Annotated in this window: 15 protein-coding genes and 1 pseudogene; 10 read left to right on the top strand and 6 right to left on the bottom strand. The window is 41.8% G+C overall.

Translation table 11 applies throughout. The annotated features are described in order from the left end of the window. On the bottom strand, positions 1–1572 hold a 1572-nt coding region (locus NHN17_RS18545; RefSeq protein ID WP_255044123.1), incomplete at its 3' end, for a tandem-95 repeat protein. A 304-nt stretch (positions 1573–1876) separates the two neighbouring features. On the opposite strand from NHN17_RS18545, the gene NHN17_RS18550 reads away from it, so the two are divergent. From NHN17_RS18550 to NHN17_RS18585, 8 genes are all read left to right on the top strand, one after another. After that, positions 1877–2209 (top strand): Hpt domain-containing protein, encoded by a 333-nt coding sequence (locus NHN17_RS18550; protein ID WP_255044124.1) that lies wholly within the window; start codon positions 1877–1879, stop codon positions 2207–2209. Positions 2210–2253: 44 nt separating this feature from the next. Further along, positions 2254–3591: an HlyD family type I secretion periplasmic adaptor subunit gene (locus NHN17_RS18555; RefSeq protein ID WP_255044125.1), complete on the top strand. Its 1338-nt coding sequence runs from the start codon at positions 2254–2256 to the stop codon at positions 3589–3591. Positions 3592–3597: 6 nt separating this feature from the next. Next, positions 3598–5859, top strand: coding sequence for an ATP-binding response regulator (locus NHN17_RS18560; RefSeq protein ID WP_255044126.1), 2262 nt, complete (start codon positions 3598–3600; stop codon positions 5857–5859). Further along, entirely contained in the window at positions 5780–7237 is a 1458-nt protein-coding gene (locus NHN17_RS18565; protein WP_255044127.1) for a TolC family protein, read from the top strand. The genes NHN17_RS18560 and NHN17_RS18565 overlap by 80 nt, the downstream gene beginning before the upstream one ends. 11 nt (positions 7238–7248) lie before the next feature. Further along, entirely contained in the window at positions 7249–8859 is a 1611-nt protein-coding gene (locus NHN17_RS18570; RefSeq protein ID WP_255044128.1) for an ATP-binding cassette domain-containing protein, read from the top strand. Beyond that, on the top strand, positions 8856–10997 hold the full coding sequence (locus NHN17_RS18575; protein ID WP_255044129.1) for an ATP-binding cassette domain-containing protein: 2142 nt from the start codon (positions 8856–8858) through the stop codon (positions 10995–10997). The genes NHN17_RS18570 and NHN17_RS18575 overlap by 4 nt, the downstream gene beginning before the upstream one ends. Positions 10998–11256: 259 nt before the next feature. After that, positions 11257–11637: a lactoylglutathione lyase gene (gene gloA / locus NHN17_RS18580; RefSeq protein ID WP_255044130.1), complete on the top strand. Its 381-nt coding sequence runs from the start codon at positions 11257–11259 to the stop codon at positions 11635–11637. A 21-nt stretch (positions 11638–11658) separates the two neighbouring features. Then, positions 11659–12759, top strand: a complete 1101-nt coding sequence (locus NHN17_RS18585) for an alkene reductase (protein WP_255044131.1) — start codon at positions 11659–11661, stop codon at positions 12757–12759. Positions 12760–12867: 108 nt separating this feature from the next. On the opposite strand, the gene NHN17_RS18590 is transcribed toward NHN17_RS18585, so the two are convergent. The 5 genes from NHN17_RS18590 to NHN17_RS18610 form a co-directional block, all read right to left on the bottom strand. Next, on the bottom strand, positions 12868–13161 hold the full coding sequence (locus tag NHN17_RS18590) for a GNAT family N-acetyltransferase (protein ID WP_255044132.1): 294 nt from the start codon (positions 13159–13161) through the stop codon (positions 12868–12870). A gap of 58 nt (positions 13162–13219) precedes the next feature. Next, positions 13220–13432, bottom strand: coding sequence for a hypothetical protein (locus NHN17_RS18595; RefSeq protein ID WP_255044133.1), 213 nt, complete (start codon positions 13430–13432; stop codon positions 13220–13222). Positions 13433–13639: 207 nt separating this feature from the next. After that, entirely contained in the window at positions 13640–14911 is a 1272-nt protein-coding gene (locus NHN17_RS18600) for a family 43 glycosylhydrolase (protein ID WP_255044134.1), read from the bottom strand. A 190-nt stretch (positions 14912–15101) separates the two neighbouring features. Continuing rightward, positions 15102–16436: a glycoside-pentoside-hexuronide (GPH):cation symporter gene (locus NHN17_RS18605; RefSeq protein WP_255044135.1), complete on the bottom strand. Its 1335-nt coding sequence runs from the start codon at positions 16434–16436 to the stop codon at positions 15102–15104. 836 nt (positions 16437–17272) lie between these two features. After that, complete coding sequence (locus NHN17_RS18610; protein ID WP_255044136.1) at positions 17273–19165, bottom strand: sulfatase-like hydrolase/transferase; 1893 nt, start codon at positions 19163–19165, stop codon at positions 17273–17275. 564 nt (positions 19166–19729) lie between these two features. Here NHN17_RS18610 and NHN17_RS26130 point away from each other — a divergent pair. Further along, positions 19730–19867 (top strand): annotated as a pseudogene (locus tag NHN17_RS26130) (IS982 family transposase); the annotation flags it as partial. Positions 19868–20296: 429 nt separating this feature from the next. Next, positions 20297–21490: a XylR family transcriptional regulator gene (locus NHN17_RS18615; RefSeq protein WP_255044137.1), complete on the top strand. Its 1194-nt coding sequence runs from the start codon at positions 20297–20299 to the stop codon at positions 21488–21490. Positions 21491–21843: the final 353 nt, after the last annotated feature.

Genomic DNA, 21843 nt, shown 5'->3' on the forward strand with positions numbered 1-21843 from the left:
CAGTGACACGGTTAATGAAGGCTCATCGGCTTCTGGCGTAATAGTCACCGGCGCGGTAAATACGGCATCCACCTTGGTATCGTTGACAGTGATTTTGAGTGCAGCATCACCACTGTAGTCAGCGTCTGGGGTGTAGGTCCAGTCACCGGTTTCTTCATCACGGCTCACCGTGCCGTTACCTTCAACGCTGATATCACTAATGCTCAACACATCGTTATCGACATCAGTAACATTGGCGAGCAAAGAGGCTTCAGAAAGAGTAATCGAACCGTCTTCAGCGATGGTGTAAGACGTCTCAGCAAACACCGGCACATCATTGACTGCTTCGACATCCAACGTGCCCGAAGCGGGTGTCACTGACCCATCGTTATCGTCAACTTCGAAGGTGAACGGCACATCGCCGTTAAAATCGTCTTTTGGTGTGAAGGTAAAAGTACCATCCTGGTTGTCTTCCAGGGTGCCGTACTGCGGGTCAATGTGCAGATTAACGGCGGTCAGTTCACTACTGTCCACATCGCTGGCGTTTTGCAGCAGCATAGCCTGGGTGAAAGTAATGGCAGTATCTTCAGTGCCATCGACATTGGTTTCGCCAACCACGGCAGCATCGTTTACCGCAGCGACATTCAGCATGGCTGATGAAGCAACTTCACTCCCTTGTCCATCGGTCACATCGAAAGATATCGCCAGCTCTCCATTTACGTTTTCATCTGGAGTAACAACGAACGATCTTTCACCGGTATCCGGATCAACTTGGATCTCAAATGAAGCATTGGCGATAGAGAGGTTTAATACACTGAGAGCATCGCCATCTACATCACTGGCATTGGCAAGTAGCTCTGCTTCACTGATAACAATCTGGCCATCTTCACTGGTCTCGAAAATGGGCTTGGCTTGCTCGTCAATCTCCACTTCATCATTGACATTATCAACTTTAATTTCAAAAGTCTCAGAGACTGTCTCGGTATCATAATCACCATCAATCACCATTTCTTTGCTGGTTGCATTAGCAACGTCAACTTGGAAAGTTTCACTGGTTGTTTCAGTGTCGAATGATGTGGGCTCAACACTTTGGCCCGAGGCCATAGGAGCACTACCCCCAGCCTGTTGAGGTTGCGGGCTTTGTTCGTTTGAGTCTTGACTGGCTCTGTTTTGTCCCTCGCCATCAGACTGCGATTGCGACCCTTGCTGTGTCCCCCCTCCTACCGACTGAGGAGCACTACTGCCCTCGACATTACCGTCATCTTGCTGCGCCTCACCACCCTGAACACTTGAATCTGCGTTACCAGATTGCCTTTGGCTCCCGCTGCTCCCCTCTGTACCGGAGGCTTCTGCACCAGGCTGACCGCCTGCATCTTCGGTATTACCTTGATTTGATTCAGCTGACTCATTGCTAACTTGATCATTCTGTTCAGCGGCATCAGCGCCGGTAGCCGTTGTTGCCGCCATGGTATTTTGCTGATTTTGCCTATCTTGGGCACGGTGCTCATCGGTATTACCATCAGGTGTAGCATTATGCTCTACCGCATCATTAAGAGGGTTGTTTTTGTCCTGTTGCTGATTGTCCTGAACCATGATTTGCCTCTATACCCGTGTCAGTGATTCTATACAATTAAGAGTTTTCTAACTCTATGAATAGATTCAATCAGGTAAAAACAGCAAACTATTAACGAATCTTTTTCAATTATTTAGAATAATAGAGAGATAACGCACACTTAATCTCAGTTTTTTGATTTTATATGATGAGATACTGATCAATAAAACAAACATTCAATAACAAAATCAGCTTGTATTCTTGCTCAAGCTAGACCATACATTATTAGTAGCAAAGTTTGTTTTTTCAGTTACTTGGGTGTAACAACAGCTATAGGTAAAAGAAATGATAGATTACAACGCATTCACTGAAGCTATGGATGGCGACGAAGAGATGATGTCTATGATTATAGACCTCTACGGTGCAGAACATGGTGAGGATATTGATCTAATAACAGGATTATATGCTAGCAAAAATATTGAAGGGTTATATCAAGCTGTTCACTCTTTAAAAGGCGTATTGTTAACTTTGTGTGAAGACAATGCTTCGCAACAACTAGAAACGATTGAGCGACTTTGTAAGCAAGGACAAATGCCGAGCAAGGATCTTATAGACAATGTGTTGGCTGAGGTTGCCAACGTGAACTCTCAAGTCGAGTCATTATCTCTAGCTAATTAACACTGTTTTGAATACAGCCAGCCATGCTTCAGGGAGTCGATGCAATGGGAATAGAGAAACATATCAAGCATGCGCTCGTGGAGGCAAAATACAGTCAAGATGCTGACAATGACGATAGCTTATATATCCAAAGTGCAATGACAACAATGCATAAGTCGCTGTTATTGCTATTTTTGATTGTACTGCTGCTCATTATATTGGCCGCCCAAGCAAAGATAGATATCGTTGTATCTTCTCGAGGGGAAGTACTTCTTGATTCTGATATTGAACGGGTCCAACACCTTGAAGGAGGGATCCTTGATAAGATGCTGGTAAAAGCCGGTGATTATGTCTTTGCAGGACAACCTATTGCCCAATTACGTTCGGTCGATAGAAACACCCAGCTTGAATCCGCAACACTGGATATTGCCAGTCTTGAGATGGATATCATTCGTTACTTATCGCTCATTCACCATGCCGAACCAGACTATTCTGCTTACTCTGCTTTCCCACAGCTGATCACTCAATACAACGAGTCTTGGCAAAAAGAATTTCAGAAAAACAACTCTAACCAAGCGCTTATCGCACTGGATATTGAACATAAGCAAAAACTGATTAATTCCATGCAAAAACGCATAACCAGTTCGCGGAAGCAACTTGGTCTGATTGAAAAACAGTTAAACATCAAAGAGACCCTTTACAAAGAAGAGATGGCTTCTTATATCGATGTGCTTAACATGCAAGTACAAGAGGCCAATATGGTAAGGGAGATAGAAAACTTATCAGAAGCCGTCATGAACGAGAAGTTTCAGTTTGATCGGTTAGAAAAGCAATTGAAAGACACCATTGCGAGTCGGAATGCCGGTTATCAAGCCCAAATTAACCAACTTGAAAAAGATCTTTCCCTCAAGAAAGCCCAGCTTCCTCAGTATACTGATAAAGTTGAGCGCCTGACTGTCTACTCCCCTATTGATGGCATAGTCGATAAGATTCATTTCAATTTTAAATCTGCTGTGATCCCTGCAAACGAGAGCATCGCCGATATTTCACCTATTCATAATACTTTGCATGCAGAAGCGAAGATCGCCAAGAAAGACTTGGGGTTCGTCGAAGTCGGGCAGGAAGTCAAACTCAAGTTTGATACCTACAATTTTGCTAAATATGGCTTTATCAGCGGCACAATCAATTCCATCAGCCGCTCTTCATACAAAGAAGAAGAAAACGAATTTTACATTGCCCAAATTACCATTGAGAAAGACTTTCTGGAAAACGGCGGGGCGACATACACCTTGTCACCTTATATGGAATTTACGGCCGACATTAAAACAGGCTCACGCTACGCGATTGATTACGCCTTGAAGCCAGTGGTCAGCGCCATGGAAGATGCATTTGACGAGAGGTAAGCAGTAGTGAAAGTATCGAGGAAGGCCACAATTCGATTTATCGCCGCATTCATGGCAATAGGTGTTATTAGCCAAATGGTCATTGGCCTGCAATGGCATAACCAAACATCTGAATATAACAGCATGTTACATTCAGATTTGGTTAGTAGCAGCCACCAACTGATCCGAACAACCCAAACAGTACTGACGACAATAAGTGGCTGCCAATATGCATCTTGTACCGAAAGTACAGCGATTGACCTGCAAGTTGATACATTGCAGAAAGATATTGCGTACTTTAAGCAGGTAGCCTCAGCAGAGAAAATCAAAGTCAGCTTGGTCGGTAATGTGCTTTACCCTCAGCTTGAGCTTGCTATTGCCAAGTTCAACGCAACTAGCGACTACCAACAATTTCAAAATACGCTGCTTCAGCTGCTGCCTGCTCTTCAAGCGTCACAGCAAAACTTGATAGTCGCCATTAATAATGACGTTCAGCAAGCTCAGCAAACCCTTTTCTTCCGTTCAATGATTGTTTTCCTCGGTTTCAACCTCGTCCTTTGCGCTCTATTGTTGCTCATGATGACAACAACGAAGCGAAAAGGCTCCCAATCTCAACAGGCACAATCAGGCGTCAGTGAGCTAGCAAGCCAACTTGAGCACATCTCAGCCAATGAGATCACTCAAATGCTCAACGACATCAATACTCCCCCCGAACAGAGACGAATTTTTGCCAACCTTTCAACCATGTATCAAGATGTTGAACAGCAAAAACGCAATGCTGACCTATATCGTCAGCTGTATGCCTTAATTGGTTACGAAATCCGCGGCATGACCAACACAATCCAAGGAGGAGTAAGACTTATTGCCCAAGAGGCGGGAGAAAATGGTGCAGTATTAGCTCGTGATATCACCTTAGCCACCAATACATTATCTGAATTAGCGGATAACTATAATCGCCTGATATCCGGAGGTAACAGCGCTACTTCAAGTAATGTTAGCTTCCTCCCTTTGATGTCGGAGTTACTGGTTCACCTCACTGCTAAAACCCAGCACTCACAGCGTCATTTAGAATGCCATTTAGGCAGCCACTTACCCGGTGATATTGAAGGCAACCCAACGAGTTTATTCTGGGTACTTTTTTTGCAGCTTTCCAATGCTATCTCAGCCCAGAATGAACCGCATATTCTATTCCACATTCATACCGAAGCGGCCAATGAGGTAGAGCAATCTAGGCTGGTGTTTGAAATCGTTTTCCTGCCCACGAACACATTAAACCTCCACGATATAAAAAGCGCCAATTGGCAACTCGTCGACGAGAAAAGCGGGATTAATGATGAGTGGTCAAAAGCCATTCTCACCAAAGTGACCCGTTTTGAGTCTACTTGGCTGACATCCAATTTGATCCTTCCACTGCAGGATAATAACCAAGTTCAGCAACAAAGCAGTATGCACAAGCTCCGTATTGGCATCGATATTACGCCCAAAAGCTTCCATCAGGTTGAGCGCTCACTAGAAAACAAACACTTGATGATCTGTACCGATTCCCAGCTGCAAATTGACGTTATGTCTAAGATGCTATCGCAGTATGGCGCAACGATTGAAATTATCCGTTCGGCGAACGATATTTTTAAATCCTTATCTCGGATCAATGATTTCGACGGGATCATCATTACCGATACCATCAAGGGCATTCAACTGAAGTCCTTCTGCAAAACCTTGCACTCCAGACTAAAAAAGAGCACCAAGACCAAACTCTTTTTAGCGGCTTCTGAATCAAGCACTGTACAAGATACTCATGAGTATGTTGACCGTGTCTTCTTTACCCCTTTCATTGCTCATGAACTCGTTCCCAACCTCACAGAGGCCATGCAAGCGACTGAGGAAGCCAACGAGCAAACACAAAATGCCTTCCTTATTGTTGAAGATGACAAAGTTCAGCAGTTTTTATTGAAAAAGCTGCTTAGCAAACAAGGTTATGAAGCCCTTACCGTGAGTGATGGTGCACAAGCCGTGGAATACATGAAAGAGCACGGTGCAGATATCGTCTTTATGGATTGTATTATGCCCGGTATGGGCGGTATTGAAGCCACAAAACTTATCCGCCAACGGGAGCAAGACTTGGACGTCTTCAATCCCGCCACAATTATTGGCGCCACCGCACTGACCAGCGCCAGCGAACACAAGTCATGTATTGAAGCAGGAATGGACTATGTCATCAGTAAGCCGTATAAAAGTGATGAAATTATCAAAGTTATTAAAAAATACATGGCTATTAAGAAAATCTGCTAATCCTGCCAGTGCATTGTTAGCAGTCTCGGTATGTGCGTCGCTGGGCGTCTCGGCACACGCCGCCGATCTACTCAATGTGGTCGATGTAGCATTGCAGCGTAATCTGTCATTAAGTAGCGCCCAAACAAATTTGTCTGCGACTGAATATGAGCTGGATATTAGCAGAGGGAACTTCTTGCCTTCGCTTAATGTGTCAGCCAATACCAACTGGAATGATGGTACCACTCATCAATACAATGGTGGCAATGCCAACAATAGCTACAACAATCACGGCGTGAACGTAACCTTAACCCAAAGCCTGTTTGATCTCGGGGACATCTACTCACATAGAAATACCCAGACCGATATAGATATTGAATCGCTCAGGACAGAACAGACTCGGCAACAAATTATCCGCGAAGCTGCTACCACCTATTTCGAATATTTGAAAAACCGAGCCCAGATCCGAGCGACTCAAGCTGAATTGGAATCATCTGAATCTCGGCTGACGCTTGTCAGCAGGAACATTGAATTAGGGAATGTCGCAGGCACCGAACGCTATGAAGTATTAGCCCAAAAAGAAAGAACCGCTGACAGTTTACGCACCCTTAAGAAAGATCAGCGCATCATACTCAATAGCCTTGCCAATATTGTTCAGCAGCCACTCAAACCGGATTTCGATCTGCAATCAAGCATACAATTTGGAGCTATTCCTCCAAGTCGTCAGACTGAGCTCAACAATATTATGTACGCGTCAGATCTCAGCTTGTTAATTGCCAAGCAAGCCGTCACCAGAAGTCGGCAAGTATTAAAAGAAACTGGCGCGGCTTTCGTTCCTTCCGTTAAAGGCAGCATTGGCTATACCTATGACGATACCAATGATGCATCAGCCAAGCTGTATCCTGACAAAGGAGTAACGGAAGAGACGGTATACACCCTCACTCTAGATGTACCAATTTTAAATGGTGGCCGTGATTACTACCGTTATCAACAGAATAAAGTTGATATCGACCGAACTGAAATCGATCTACAAGATAGCAAAAACGCCAGCCAACAGCAGTTTGAAGAGTTTATATATAACATCAACGATTTTTCGGCATCGCTCACCAGCCTGACCACCATAATTCAAGCCAACTACGCCTCGTATATCGGTATCCAAAAAGCTCACAAATTAGGAACCCGCACCATTACTGACCTGCTCTCAGCTGAGAGTAAGTTGTATAGCAGCATCCGAGATTATGAAAGTGCCCGGTATGACTATGTCATCAACCTCATTCAACTCAACGAGCGGATCGGTAACCTCAATATGGCCACGGTCGGCAAGATAGCCGAGCAAATGTCACCAATGAGTGATGACAGCTCGCAATCGCCAATCCCACTTCACCTGATGGTCCAATGACGGAGTAAGTAATGAAAAGCCAACCATTTACTCGTAAAATCAGTCCATTGGACAAGTTATACTTGTTATTCTCAACCTTAATGACCACCCTATTGGGCCTGGTGCTGCCTTTTTCGATCTTGATCATTTTTGATCGCATCTTACCAAATCAGTCAACCAATTCACTGATGCTGCTATTTGCCATCATTTTGTTCGCCATTTATCTCGATTACCAACTCAAGCGACAAGAAGAGCATTTAGTTTCCGTAATCATGAAGCGCTTTGAAGGCCAATTGACCAACCGGGTTTTCTTAGCCATTTGTGCAGCCAATATTGAGCGCTTCAACCGATTGGAAATGGGGGAATATTTAGAGCGTATCGCCACCATTTCCGATATTAAGCAGTTTTTCGGCGGTGAAACGATAAAAGCCATGATCAACGCTGGTACCAGCGCCATCACGGTATTGATTATTCTGCTGATCAATTTCTGGGCAGGATTAGCACTCATTGCTGCATCAACCGTGCTGTTTTTTGCTGCCCGCCACTTGTCACAACGTCGCGTCGACGTACTTTCCCAACGTTCAGATATCGAGGGACTGACAAATTCTAAAATCATCGAGATAGTATCAAACCCATTAGATATTAAAAGCCGCACCATGGAATACCGTATTGAAAGCGTGATGGTTGAAATGATCGGTGAGCGGGAGAACCAAAGTATTACCTATGAACGCTTGGAGTCGTCGTTCAACCTCACCCTCAACGTAATACAGCAACTTTCGGTCGCCATTGTCGTCGTTCTTTGTGCATTAGCGGTCATCAACATGGAAATTAGCCAAGGGGTAATGGCCGCCGTCATTCTGCTGACTAACCGCTACTTCGCTCCCTACCAACAAGTGATGCGCACACTTAGCCGCTGGAGAACCAATCAACTCAATGTTAAGCGCATTGCTGAGGTGATCGAGCTGGAATCATTCAATCATTCTTCACACAACGAAGACGTTGTCCGCACGATATCTGTCGCGCCAACAGGAAACGATATAACGGTGGGTATCCCGGCAATGTCACTGACAACCGGCGAAATCAATCTACTTACCGGTTCTAGCGGCAGTGGTAAAAGTCACCTCTTGCGATGCCTTACCCGTGATAGCCACGATGATAACCTGTCTTTTATCATCAATAATGACAAGCTAGCCGATGACATTGACTACGGGGAATGGCGAAGCAACGTTATCAAGGTAGATAAAAACTCCGCGTTAGTCGAAGGGACAATTATTGACAATCTCACCTGCTTCCAACCTCACCTTAATAGCGCAGCCTTTTCACTCTGTGAAAACCTCGCCATAAAGCATAAAATTGATGGCCTTAAAAACGGTTTCTATACCAAGATTTCAAGCCATAGCCAGCTGCCATTCTCACGCCAAGTCCTGTTTGCTCTGCTCATCGTGAGAGCGCTGTTGAGTAATAAACCCGTATTGCTAATCGACGATATTGATATGGTATATGACGAACAGTTTGCACGCTTGCTACTCGCCTGTATCACTCCCAAAGCCAACAACTTCATCTGCATTATCGTCAGCAATAAATTGGGGCAGCTCGATCCCCGCCTGGTCCGCCACAAACTTGTTTCTAGGGTTGCCGCATGAGTGTATTAATTGATTTCAGCAATATCGATGAGCGGCTGGGCGACTTTGGCTCTGCCAAGTTCAAGGAACGCTACAAAGGATCACCCACTTTGCTTGGTTTGGCCTATACCCTAGTGACTCTTCAATGGGAAGGTACCCCCGAGATCCTCAGTGATGCCTTCGTTCCCAAAAGCCAAGATGTCGACAGTTTTGCCGCCACTCTGTCACGGCTTGATTACGAGTGTAATGTTCGGCAATTAACCACTATGCATCAGCTTGAGAGTGTCTCAACACCGGCTTTTGTCCAGTTCGATAACGTCTGCACCATTTTCCTTGGTATTGAAAATGGTCAAGCCAAACTGTTTGATTACCGCAACAATGTCGTCATTGAACACCTGTTGACAAACGACAGCTGCACAGTGTGTGAAATTTCAAATTACTCGAAAATATTTCGGGAACCGCCACCGGAGTCTCAGGACAAATCCAACTGGATAAAATACGCGTTCTATCGCTACAACGGTGAAATCAAAAGCCTGCTGCTATTGAGCTTAATCATTAACGTGTTAGGTGCAATGCAACCGTTCTTTATCATGGGGGTTTACAGTTTTGCTTTAAGCTCGGGCTCAGAGTCAACGTTATTCTGGCTAACTGGGTTTGCTGTCTTTCTTGCACTGTCTGAATACGCCTTCAAACGAATGCGAATGAATATTTTGGCAACATCAGGCAAAGATCTCGCTACCCATATATCACGCAATGTTATCAGTAAGTTGTTATGGCTCCCCTACTCTATGACGTCATCCGCTGGAGTTTCTTCTCAGCTGGCAAGATTGAAAGACATCGACCAGTTCAGAAAGCTGGTCACGGCAGAATCTTCGCTTAGTTATTTCGACATGCCATTTGTGATCATCTTTATTATGGCCATCACTATTATCTCGGGCACAGCCGCGCTCACCGTGCTGGCAGGGATTGCACTGATGCTGTTTTTCTGTGTATACGCTCGCTACATCTACACCCAAGCCACCTCAAAAAGCTCTCGAGCCAACGCCATGGTGTCTTATCAGTGGAATGAGTTGCTAAGAAGTATCAGTAGCATTCAAGGGCTTCCGCTCATCAGGGTGATCCGATCACGCTTCCAAGCAGCTCATGAGCAAAGCTTGGAGGATGCCAAAGGCGTATCGGTAACCAATGGCAAGATCCAAGCAATGGGCCAAGGGTTAATACAGGCTATTGGCACAGCCAGTATTGTTACTGCGGTTATTGGCGTTATGGCTGGAGAGACCGATGCCGGTGCCATGCTGGCAATCATCATATTGGTCTGGAAGGCGCTGGGGCCAATAATGGGGATCTACAATTCGATAACCAAATTCAAAACCATTAAATCTGCCAGCACACAGATAAACGCGTTAATGTCACTTAACGATGATCGTCATTCATTGGAAAGCAGCCCGCCAATCCGTCGGTTTAAAGGGAACATCAGCATTTCCGGCCTGACCCACCGGTATCAAGGAGCGGCAACGGGGCTCACCAACTTGGCCTTCTCCGCTCAGCCCGGCGATAAAATATCGGTTTCTGGGGGCTCTGGCTCAGGGAAAACCACCTTACTGACTATTTTGGCAGGGCTGGAAGAGCGCTATCAAGGAAATGTCTTACTGGATGGCTATAACATCAAACAATTCAACAATTTTCGCTATAGAAAAGCCATCAATTACATTCCTTTCGAACTGCATATCTTCGATGGCACGTTGGAATCAAACTTCATTATTCATGATGGTGTCATTTCCAAGGAACAGATGGAGGAGACCATCGAGTTCTTTAACTTGCACCCCTGGCTACCCGATGGATTGCAAACACAGATGTCGTCGGAATTTGTTCAGCAGTTGCCTAATGGTGTCCAGCAGTTACTACGGATGGCTCTGGGCCTGGGTAGCTACGATCAGGGCATCATTATTATCGATGAGCCTTTCGTCGGAGGGGAGAAAGAGTACACCAAGTACATCAATAAGCTATTTACTGAAAAGCTCGCCAATGCCACGGTGATCTATACCACCAATGACAAAGCCTATATCGCAGCATCCACCAGCTGTCTATTGCTCGACAATGATGGTACACAAAAGTATTTCGGCTTCCCTGACAAGGTCATTCAAACGATGAAGGGGTAGCTAAATGTTGGGTGGCGTCTGTCGCCCAACTTCCTTTGCAGATAATCATAACCACTTCAATAATTTCTTTTCCCAGGTAACAGCATTATCCTCCTTTACTGATCGTTAAACCTAATTTAATAAAATTAAATTATCAAAAGTATAACCAATGATAATTTAACTTCCTCTCTCCACCTCGCTATAGTAGCGGCATCAAAATTGGTTTTTCAAACCAAACGACACATGCTAGTTAGTTCAGCGTCACTACAGAGGGTGCGATATGAAATTTCTCCACACCATGATCCGCGTTACCGACCTTGATAAATCTATTGAGTTCTACACCAAGATATTGGGTATGAAGGTATTGAATCGTTTTGAAAATACTGAATATCGTTACTCACTGGTTTTCGTTGGCTATGAAGAAAACGGCGCAACTATTGAGCTGACCTATAACTGGGATACCGACGCTTACGAACTAGGTAATGCATTCGGCCATCTAGCCTTAGGTGTTGACGATATTTACGCAGCCTGTGACAAGATCAAAGCCCAAGGTGGCAATGTATCGCGAGAACCAGGCCCGATGCTTGGCGGTACGACTCACATCGCTTTCGTAAAAGATCCAGATGGCTACGCTATCGAACTTATTCAGACAAGCAAATAAATACAGGTTGGAGTACTAGAGATGAAAGATACACTATTTCAGCCAATGCGCCTTGGCAATGAAACACTTAAAAACCGTATCGTTATGCCACCGATGACTCGTTCGCGTGCAACTCAGCCGGGTAATATCGCTAATGATATGATGGCAACATACTATGCTCAGCGTGCCGATGCTGGTCTAATTACTGCTGAAGGTACCCAGATTTCTGAAATGGGCCAAGGCTATGCTTGGACACCGGGTATTTATACCAAAGAGCAAATCGCTGGCTGGAAAAAAGTCACAGATGCCGTTCACGCAAAAGGCGGCGTTATTTATGCGCAGCTTTGGCATGTTGGCCGTGTGACCCACCCCGCCAACATCGGTGGTCAGCAACCTATTTCATCTTCAGCCCTAAAAGCTGAGAACGTAAAAGTCTTCATTGATGACGGTAACAACGCACCGGGTTTTGTCGATGTCGTTGAACCACGCGAGATGACAAAAGACGATATACTACATGTGATTGGTGAGTACCGCCTAGCGGCTCTCAATGCCATTGAAGCTGGCTTTGACGGTATTGAGCTGCATGCTGCAAACGGCTACCTTGTGAACCAGTTTATTGACTCAGAGGCCAACAACCGTACTGATGAGTACGGCGGCTCTATCGATAACCGCCTGCGTTTCTTAGGTGAAGTCGTTGAAGCAATGAGCCATGCTATTGGAGCGGATCGTGTAGGTGTGCGTCTTGCCCCGTTTACGTCGCTTAACGGTACAGTTGATAATACACCTGTTGAAACTTACACCGCAGCCGCAGCATTATTGAACAAACTGAATGTGGTTTACGTCCACATTGCCGAAGTTGACTGGGACGATGCCCCCGATACACCGCAAGCATTTAAGCATGCTATTCGCGAAGCTTACAAAGGCACGATCATCTACGCAGGCCGTTACAACACTGAAAAAGCAGCGCAAGCGATCAATGAAGGCTTAGCTGATATGGTTGGCTTCGGTCGCCCATTCATTGCTAACCCTGATCTGCCTAACCGCATCATGAATGGCTACCCACTTGCAGCACACAATCCAGAAACACTGTTTGGTGGCGCAGAGAAAGGGTTACTTGACTACCCGGAGTATCAAGCAAGCTAACGCCGGCTGAAAACGGCCTATACCAAAAGTCCTGTTCGATTGAGCAGGGCTTTTGTACATCATAAGTGTTATACAAGACAGCTTCATCTTTTTAAAACAACCTTTATATCAAGGCTCCTTCTTTGCCAACAAATGCTGCCATTCATTATGTTTTTTCATATAGTGAATAACATAGCTGCATACGGGGATAACCGTATAACCTTCTTGTTCAATTTTACTCAAGACCGCTTCCATCATTACACTTGCATAACCTTTTCCTCTTAGAGCCTCAGGCACCGAGGAGTGATCGAGAGTTAGAACGTTACCGGAAATTTGATAACTTACTTTTGCTTGATAACCCTCAACAAGATCGACAAAATAGGTTTGATTTTCTATATCGTGAACAGCTTTGTAATGAACCATAACCTTTCCCTGTTTTCAACCCGCGTCATAAATTATTGATTAAACTTAAAAATGATAATTAGCTATAATAACAACTTGCTGGGTATTTTCTATTTTTCAGCTGAACAAAAGCATCCTCACCATTTGTTGAGCTTGCACCATCTAACCTATCATTTTGGTAACCAACACCACCACCGACAAAGTAATCTGTTTCAGCAGAAACCGAAGCAGGATAAATAATCAGTAGGAAAATTATCAGGATAGTATCCTGTAGATGGCTGCAACATTTCATGTTCTGGGGCGATCCAGTTCGACTAACCAGTTAAGTGCGTGGAAGAGTTAACCCAACCTGGGCCTGACATCGACTCTTTACCTCCATAGAACGCCACTCATTAATACTTCCCCATGTAAACATAGGGCGGGTACTGTTAACTCATGGTCTTGGCACTCCGGAATTTAGCTAAATTGTCTCCTCATAATTCTGTTTTTCTATAAGAATTCAGATAAATGATAGAGAAAATATCTTCATACCAAGCATGCATTCACCCGAAAAGTGCAGCTCTACACTATCTATATTCAGAGGATTATCAAAAGTAATCTCTATATCACCTTCAAAGCAGTCGTCAATACATATACTTTTAATTATAGTTTCAGAACCGCTATTAGAGTGAACATTGATCGTAACATTGCAATGAAGTTCACATTCAACAATAACATCAATTTTTAAACCTTTAAAACACTGATTGCTAGTTATATTTGGAAATGCTAGACATGATTCACCGTCGTTCAGTTGAACTGCAAATCCTTTATGGCATTCCACTTTCTTTGTATTTGTAGATTTAAAATAATTGCAAGCTAGTATTTTACCCCTATCAGGTTCATACCTACCAACGCCAACGCTATTAATTACTATAGGTTCAATTTCCCCATTTTCTCTATAATTAACATAACTAATCCAACTATCTCTATAGTATCGATTACCTAAACCTTGACTCATATCACAATAAGTAAAGTACTCCTGATTATTCCATTCAAAGAACGATCCGTGCCGACCCTGAGTTAACCCATTGGGCCAAGTATACTTTTTAAAATCTTCTTCAACCAAGTCCTCTCTAACTATAACGCCTTTATATTCATAAGGACCATAAACATTCTCCGCCATTGCATAAAAACACCCCCACGATAAATAATAAAATTTTCCGCGTTTGTGAAGAAAAGCTTTATCATCAGTAGATTCACCATATGGCCCTCTTGGACTGATTATTTCTATCTTCCGTGGTTCTTCTGCTAAAGAAATCATATCATTTGACAGTTTTGATATGTAGTAATCAAAAGCACCAAATACCAAATATGATGACCCGTCCTCTTCTTGAAAAATAGCAGGATCATATCCTTCATCGAAATCATCACTTGAAATTAACGGTTTTTTTAATGGATCCCTCCAATCTTTTGTGGGATTTTCAGAAACCAATACACCGATTTGCTTTATACCTTCTCTGACGTCAGAAAAATACCAATAATATAAATCATTTTTTCTAACAGCGTCTGTTGCCCAGCATCCATTACTTGGTCCACATAAATAGGTATCTTCCGGTGATATGACACTCTCTAACTGCCAGTCAACCAAGTTATTTGAGGACCAAACCCACCAGTCTTTCATGACAAAGTCGTTATTATTATCTGAAAAATCATGAGATGCGTACATATAAGCACGCCCATCAAAGATTCTTATATGTGGATCACAAACTCCTTTACCCAATATATTTCTCATCACTAACCCTGCGTTAACTATAAAACTAACAAATAATTAATATTATACTATAATTTCAACCAAGGACGTCGCACGAGCTAGTTTAAAGTAAATAATACATAAAACAAAAAATAACTCTAACGTTAACATTTTCACTTGCTAACAATATAAACCCAAGCGCGTCCTGGTCTTTCAACTTTAGATTACACGATTAATTAACTGACTCTAGACTCTTTTTAACTTCGTTAACACGTTGCTCAGTCAGTGGGTAGAAATTAACCATAGCTGCTACAGCAATAAAAATAACACCCGGGATAAGGGTAAATAGTGCGTTGATCATAGTCAAAGCACTTTGAGCCTGAACCTCTGCACCTCCAACATAACCACCCAAAGCTAATAACCACCCTAGCATTGCACCACCTAACGCCACACCAAACTTAATAGAAAAAAGATTGGTCGAAAAGACGACACCACCAAGAGAGCGTCCTGAAAGGTGCTTTTCATAGTCAACGACATCCGACATCATACTCCATAAAAATGGGCTAGCCGCCATTTTAAGAAAGTTAACAATAACCATTAGAACAATTATCAAATTCACCTGATTACTCGGAATGAAGAATATCAAAATGGCAAACATACCCATGACATAATTAATAAGCTGATAAGCTGTTACTTTATCAAGCTTTCCAAAGAGAGGTACAGCAAGCATTGCACCACAAACACCTGCTAGCTTACCTAGAACCATAAATAAAACGACTAGATCTGGTCGTTGCAAGATACTTACGACATAATAAATAATAACCGCATCTTTGAGTACAAAACCAACTAGCATTATGATGTTCTGTATGAATAATACTCTCCAAGCTGGGTTCTTTGATAAATGTTTCAAGTCACTTTTCAAGTTCCCACTTTTAGTCTGTCGAACATCAATTTTTTCTTTTACATTAAAGAAGCAAAACAAGAAAAGAATTACCGAAAGACTGGACATAACGGACATAGCACCGATATATCCTAATTGCAAATTCCCACCACCAATATAGTCTACAAGCTTCATTGCTAATAGCACAATAACTAATCCTGCAATGGACGTCATTGTGAATCGATATGATTGTAGACTCGTTCTTTCATTTGAATCGCTAGAAAGCGTGTTCGCCATTGCACAATAAGGTACATTAATCATTGTATACATTAACGTAAGAAAAATGTAAGACGCATACGCGTATATCAACTTACCTCTTTCCCCAAAATCTGGAGTATAAAAGACAAGAATACATGAGATTGCAAATGGAATAGCAACCCAAAGCAAGTAAGGTCGATACCTACCAAACTTTGACTTGGTTCTATCAGCAAGTGAACCGATTAATGGATCTGTTATTGCGTCGAGTATCCTTACAATTAAGAACATCGTTCCCATATGTGCTGGAGATAAACCGTATACATCTGTATAAAAAAAGGCCAAAAAAAGCATAACCGTCTGCCAAACAAATGCGCAACCCGCATCTCCAGCGCCATATGCGATTTTCTCTCTTATTCTTAATTTTTCCATAAAAACTCAATCCTTTAGCTACATTAATATAATTATTTACATTCCATAACTGCTATCAACCATACTAAAATAGTGTAAACTATAAATATAAAACCAATATTTACTGTTTTTCATTTATCTATTATCATAAGTATTAATTGTGACAACCTTCACGTGATAAAAACTAGTTCCCCACTGATAAATTTAATTCCACTTAAGTTTAAAACTAAAAAAATCATAACCAATTGTTGTTGTTAATTAATAATTGATAATTACAATTTGAATTATTTGAACTTAATCATAATGTTCTTTAAGAAAAAACAAGGTCGACTTGCTATCAATGCATTTTCTCAAAGGTATTAATGGTGTTAATTTGCTTTACACTCATTTTTTATATTTCAGTTTTTTTTCAAAAAATCGAAAAATGCACCATCAATTCTGTATAATAAAATCGATTTATTTTGCGTCATAAACTTAGGACACCTCTATATACCTCATAAACTATCCACATCTATAAAACTAAATCCGCCCAGCTAAGGGGAAGTGAATCCGAAACACAAGGGCGTTGCTGGCAAACGGCAAGGGCAGAAAGAAGCAGTAGAAAGTCAGAGATATGTAACGCAAGTAAGCCAACTTAAGACCGATAGGTGAATAAGCTTTCAAAATAGTGCGAATCCCGCTATTTGGTCAAGCCGAAGACAATAACAGCACTGAACGTTAAAAATCATTCAGTGCTGTTAAAATCAGCGATTACAATGCCTTAGCCGTGCTCATTATGTACGAATTACGTCACTTTAATCGCCCTGTTTTGTTCAGGATTTACTATAGCAAATATCAGCATCTGCTAAGTATTTTGGCTATGGTACAAGTTTTTCACTAACCACGTCACTCTCTTGATACCCTATACGATGAGCGACAGCTTTTAACTGTTCACCTGCTTTTAATTGTACTGGCGCTTTGTACACCAACCAAGTTTTTGGTTCATACCCATTACTGATAACTTTATACGCAATATTAGCACCTTCCGTTGCCGAACTAATATGAGCAACACCACCTGAAATAGTGACCGCTGGCGGTTGCGTTTTGGGTTTACTGTCTTGACCTTGCCATAAATCCGCAATCAACTCTCTTTCTGGTAAATTCGGCTGATCACCAATATCTGCTAACCAGCGATCCATCTGAGCACTGAGCTTATCTAATGTCGCTTTATATTTAAGATCGGCCGAGAGGTTATGCAATTCATGGGGGTCATTTAGTGTGTCAAACAATTCTTCTTCATCTTTAGTCTTTCTAAACCATTGCGCTTGCGCGGATGTTAATCCTCCCTCAACCTTCAACAAGCGTAATAATTCTTGCATGGTGGGGATTCTTTCACGGTAAGCAATTGGTAAATAATAGCCTTGCTCTGGGCGATAGTTACGAATGTACTTAAAACGCTTATCTTTTACTGCGCGGATTGCATCAGTCTGATCATCAAAACGATCTGCTGCAGCATATATGTAATTACGCTTTGGTTCTGTATTATAAATAAAGTCACGACCATGCATATATTCAGGCTTCGTTAAACCAGCAATCGCCATAGTGGCAGGTGCAAAGTCAACAAAACTGATCATTTGATCATCTTCTAGGCCAGCATTCATCCCATCAGGATAACGAATAATCAGCGGCGCTTTTAATCCACTATCGTAGATTAAACGTTTTTGTCTAGGCAAAGGACCGCCGTGATCGGCATAGAAGAAGATAATAGTATTATCATACAAACCATCATCTTTTAACTGCTGTAAAACTGCAGCCATTTGCTTATCGGTTTCGGCAAGGTTGTTATACATTTTCCACATATCACGACGTACAGCATCAGTATCAGGCAGATATGGCGGAATATTAAAAACAGTATCCAGCGGTAAATGTATTGGTGTTTCACTCCCTGTGGTTTTTTCCATCTGATGTTCAGGTAATTTTGCAATACGTTCGTTATCATCAGAAAAATAATGGCGATACTCTACTTTTCTTATACCATATGGGTCAAACAAACCTGATTCATGAGGCGTGGTAAAATTAAATACCGCATAAAACGGCTGACCTTCCGGACGATTGCGCCAGTGAGCGAAACGTCCACTTTCATCCCACGCCGTTTTAGGCGCAGAAAATTGATAATCCTCTTTATAATTATTTGTGGTGTAATAGCCGTCCTCACGCATATATTGACTTAGCATTTTAGCTTCTGCAGGTGGTATAGCGTCATAGAGTGGTAAACCAGCAGGTCTAGGAGGCGCATTAGTACGCATATGACTAGCGCCAAACGATGAAGGATGTATACCTGTGGCCAAGCCAGCACGGCTTGGCGCACAAACTCCTGCTGTAGAGTATACGTTAGTATACTTAATGCCCTCAGCCGCTAATTGACTAATAGCTGGCATTTCTATCGTGTTATCACCATAAACTGGCAATACATTAGGGCTTGTATCTTCCATGACTAACCACAAAATGTTCATTTTCTGTGGAGGGGATATCTCTGGTGATGTTTGCGAAGCAGAAACTATAGAAGATAAACTGAGAGTGCTGCCGATCATGGCGGCCAAACTGACGTTTTTTACTACTTTAATTACACCTGGAAAGTTGTCTTGCGTTAGGCCTTCTATATTTTCTTTACTTTTAAATAAGTTCATAATAAAATAATTTCCTTGAGCATTTTCATTGTTATACTCCTTTATATTATATAATGACCATTGGTCTTTATTAACAATTAACATTTAAATCACATATTCAAGCCTCCAATAAATTAAATTTTATTACACTTATAAAATTTAACGTTAGATAATAATACAGTTATATTTAATATATAAAAACCATTGATAAACATTAATTTTTAACAGGTAAAAAATAAAATGGTTAACATTATTTTCCATTTATCTATTAAAGCGTTATTGACTAAATAAACTTTAATATAACCTTAATCAAAAGATTATTTCATTACTTAATGATCCCGTTTTCCTGCATGTTATAAATTAACAAATTAACAAATTAACAAATTAACAAATTTCAACATTATCCGGGATGTAAAGCAACCTTATCGACCATTCATACTCTGGACGTCACCTCTTAACAGATCAATTGCCATTTTAACCATCCTTATTAACTTATTTAACAAACGAGAGTGCTATCACGAAATGGTTTAAGTTTTATGCTGGCAAAAATACAATATCTCGCCTGATACTGATAGGTCACCTTAATACGACAAACTCACCTTAACACGAGCCGTCACCTCGCCTGATTAATCGACAACTCCCAAAAGGTAATATGCTAGTCATAGATAAATGTGTAAGTTAGTGGATTTGTTCTGTCATGTGGATGATTTTTTATCCTTCGTGGCAGAAGCTTCAATTCGAAAAAAAGAAACGAAAGATAAACCGCAATGGCCGAATTTCTGAAGTGAAATAATGACCATTATGATCTGGCCAGAAAGCCCAATCACTAATGAGAAATTTATCTGTACACCGAGTCCAGAGATAGATTGGTAAGTCGCCCCACCAACGTTGCAGGAGCCCTTGCTCAGAGCAAAGAGGGTGAGGTCGCAAAACCTCTAAAACCTCTCGTTTTATCGCTTTAGAGGCAACAATGCCTCCATCGCGTGACAAACAATAGGTTTACCCCCCAATATACCGACCCAAACCTATACATAGTTTAACCTCTTACCAGTACCGGCTCTCAAAATCCCATACGAAATGCTATGTTACTTGAACATGGTACTCATGGGTGGTAAATAATACACAATTACGTTATTTAATACTAAAACTCATGGATTTCATGAACGTGTCCGAGATCACACCGAAAACGACTATTGGCTGGTAGACTGCCCCTCATCAAAAGTTAAGGGCATATCTATGAATAAAAAACTCCGCATTAATCTACTATTCAATGCCAATAAAACTTACGATCGTCAAGTGATTGAAGGTATTGGTGAGTATCTACAAGCCTCTCAATGTAACTGGGATATTTTTCTCGAAGATGACTTCACTACTCACATTGAAAATATTCAAGCTTGGCAGGGAGATGGTATCATTGCGGACTTCGATAATCCTGAAATCGCGCGACTTCTGACCGGCACGGATATTCCTGTTGTCGGTGTGGGAGGATCATACGAAGATTCAGATGAATACCCTGACGTTCCATACGTTGCTACTGATAATCAAGCTCTGGTTGAATTGGCTTTTCAGCATTTAAAGGATAAAGGACTACAACACTTTGCCTTTTATGGTTTTGCTGATGATGAAGATAAACGCTGGGCTAACGAACGAGAAAAAGCATTCAAAAAGATAGTGAAGCGAGAGGGTTATGCCAGCTCAGTCTACTGCGGTAATGACACTAAACCTCATACTTGGCAGTATGACATGAACCGCTTAGCTGACTGGTTGCAAATGTTACCGACACCAACCGGTATAATAGCGGCAACAGATTCTCGAGCACGCCACTTACTGCAAATGTGCGATCATCTTAACCTAATGGTTCCTGACAAAATATCCATTATTGGCATTGATAATGAAGAACTTGCACGTTATTTGGCCCGTGTTTCACTAAGCTCTGTTGCTCAGGGGTGCAAAGAGATGGGCTATCGAGCAGCAAAAATGCTTCACAAACACATTGATGCAAAAGCCAATGGTGATTGTCCTAAGGTACTGAAACAAAAATTCAAGCGCGTACTTGTGCCACCCTCTCAGGTTCACCATCGTCAAAGCTCCGATTACCAAGCGTTAAATGATACTTATGTCATTCAAGCTATGCACTTTATCCGTCAGAATGCTTGCAAAGGTATTAAAGTCGACCAGGTATTAAGTTATGTCGGTATTTCTCGCTCAAACATGGAAGCAAGGTTCAAAAAAGAGCGTGGACACTCAATTCACCAAGAATTACACAACTCTAAGCTTGAAAAATCCTGTAATTTATTAAAGTCCACATCTTTGCCTATTGTAGAAATTGCTGAAATATGCGGATACCCATCATTGCAATATATGTACTCTGTGTTTAAGAAAAATTTAAACAAAACACCAAAAGAGTTTAGAGATGAAAACCATGAATAATTTCAATAACAATCAGCTAACTAAATAAATCTTTATTGATAACTTTAATAAAAACATTTAGGAAATTTTGGATACAGAGAGCATATTTACAGATCTTAAAACGGAATTTTTCATTAAAAATGTGAAATCCCTCCTTGATAAGTAACATTACCCTATCAATAGGGTAATGATTAACTACAATCTTATCACGCGATATTGTCAACGAGTTAGTGTAAATATTCTATCACTAACTCAAGAAAAAAATAAATATACACATACCTATTAAAAGCCACACAAGTACTTTTCTTATCTGCCCTCAAAGGCAATAATTGTTCTATTTATAGTTAAAATTTCATCTTTAATCTATCGTACTA

Origin of the sequence: Photobacterium pectinilyticum (genome assembly GCF_024357955.1) — a bacterium.
Taxonomy (GTDB): domain Bacteria; phylum Pseudomonadota; class Gammaproteobacteria; order Enterobacterales; family Vibrionaceae; genus Photobacterium; species Photobacterium pectinilyticum.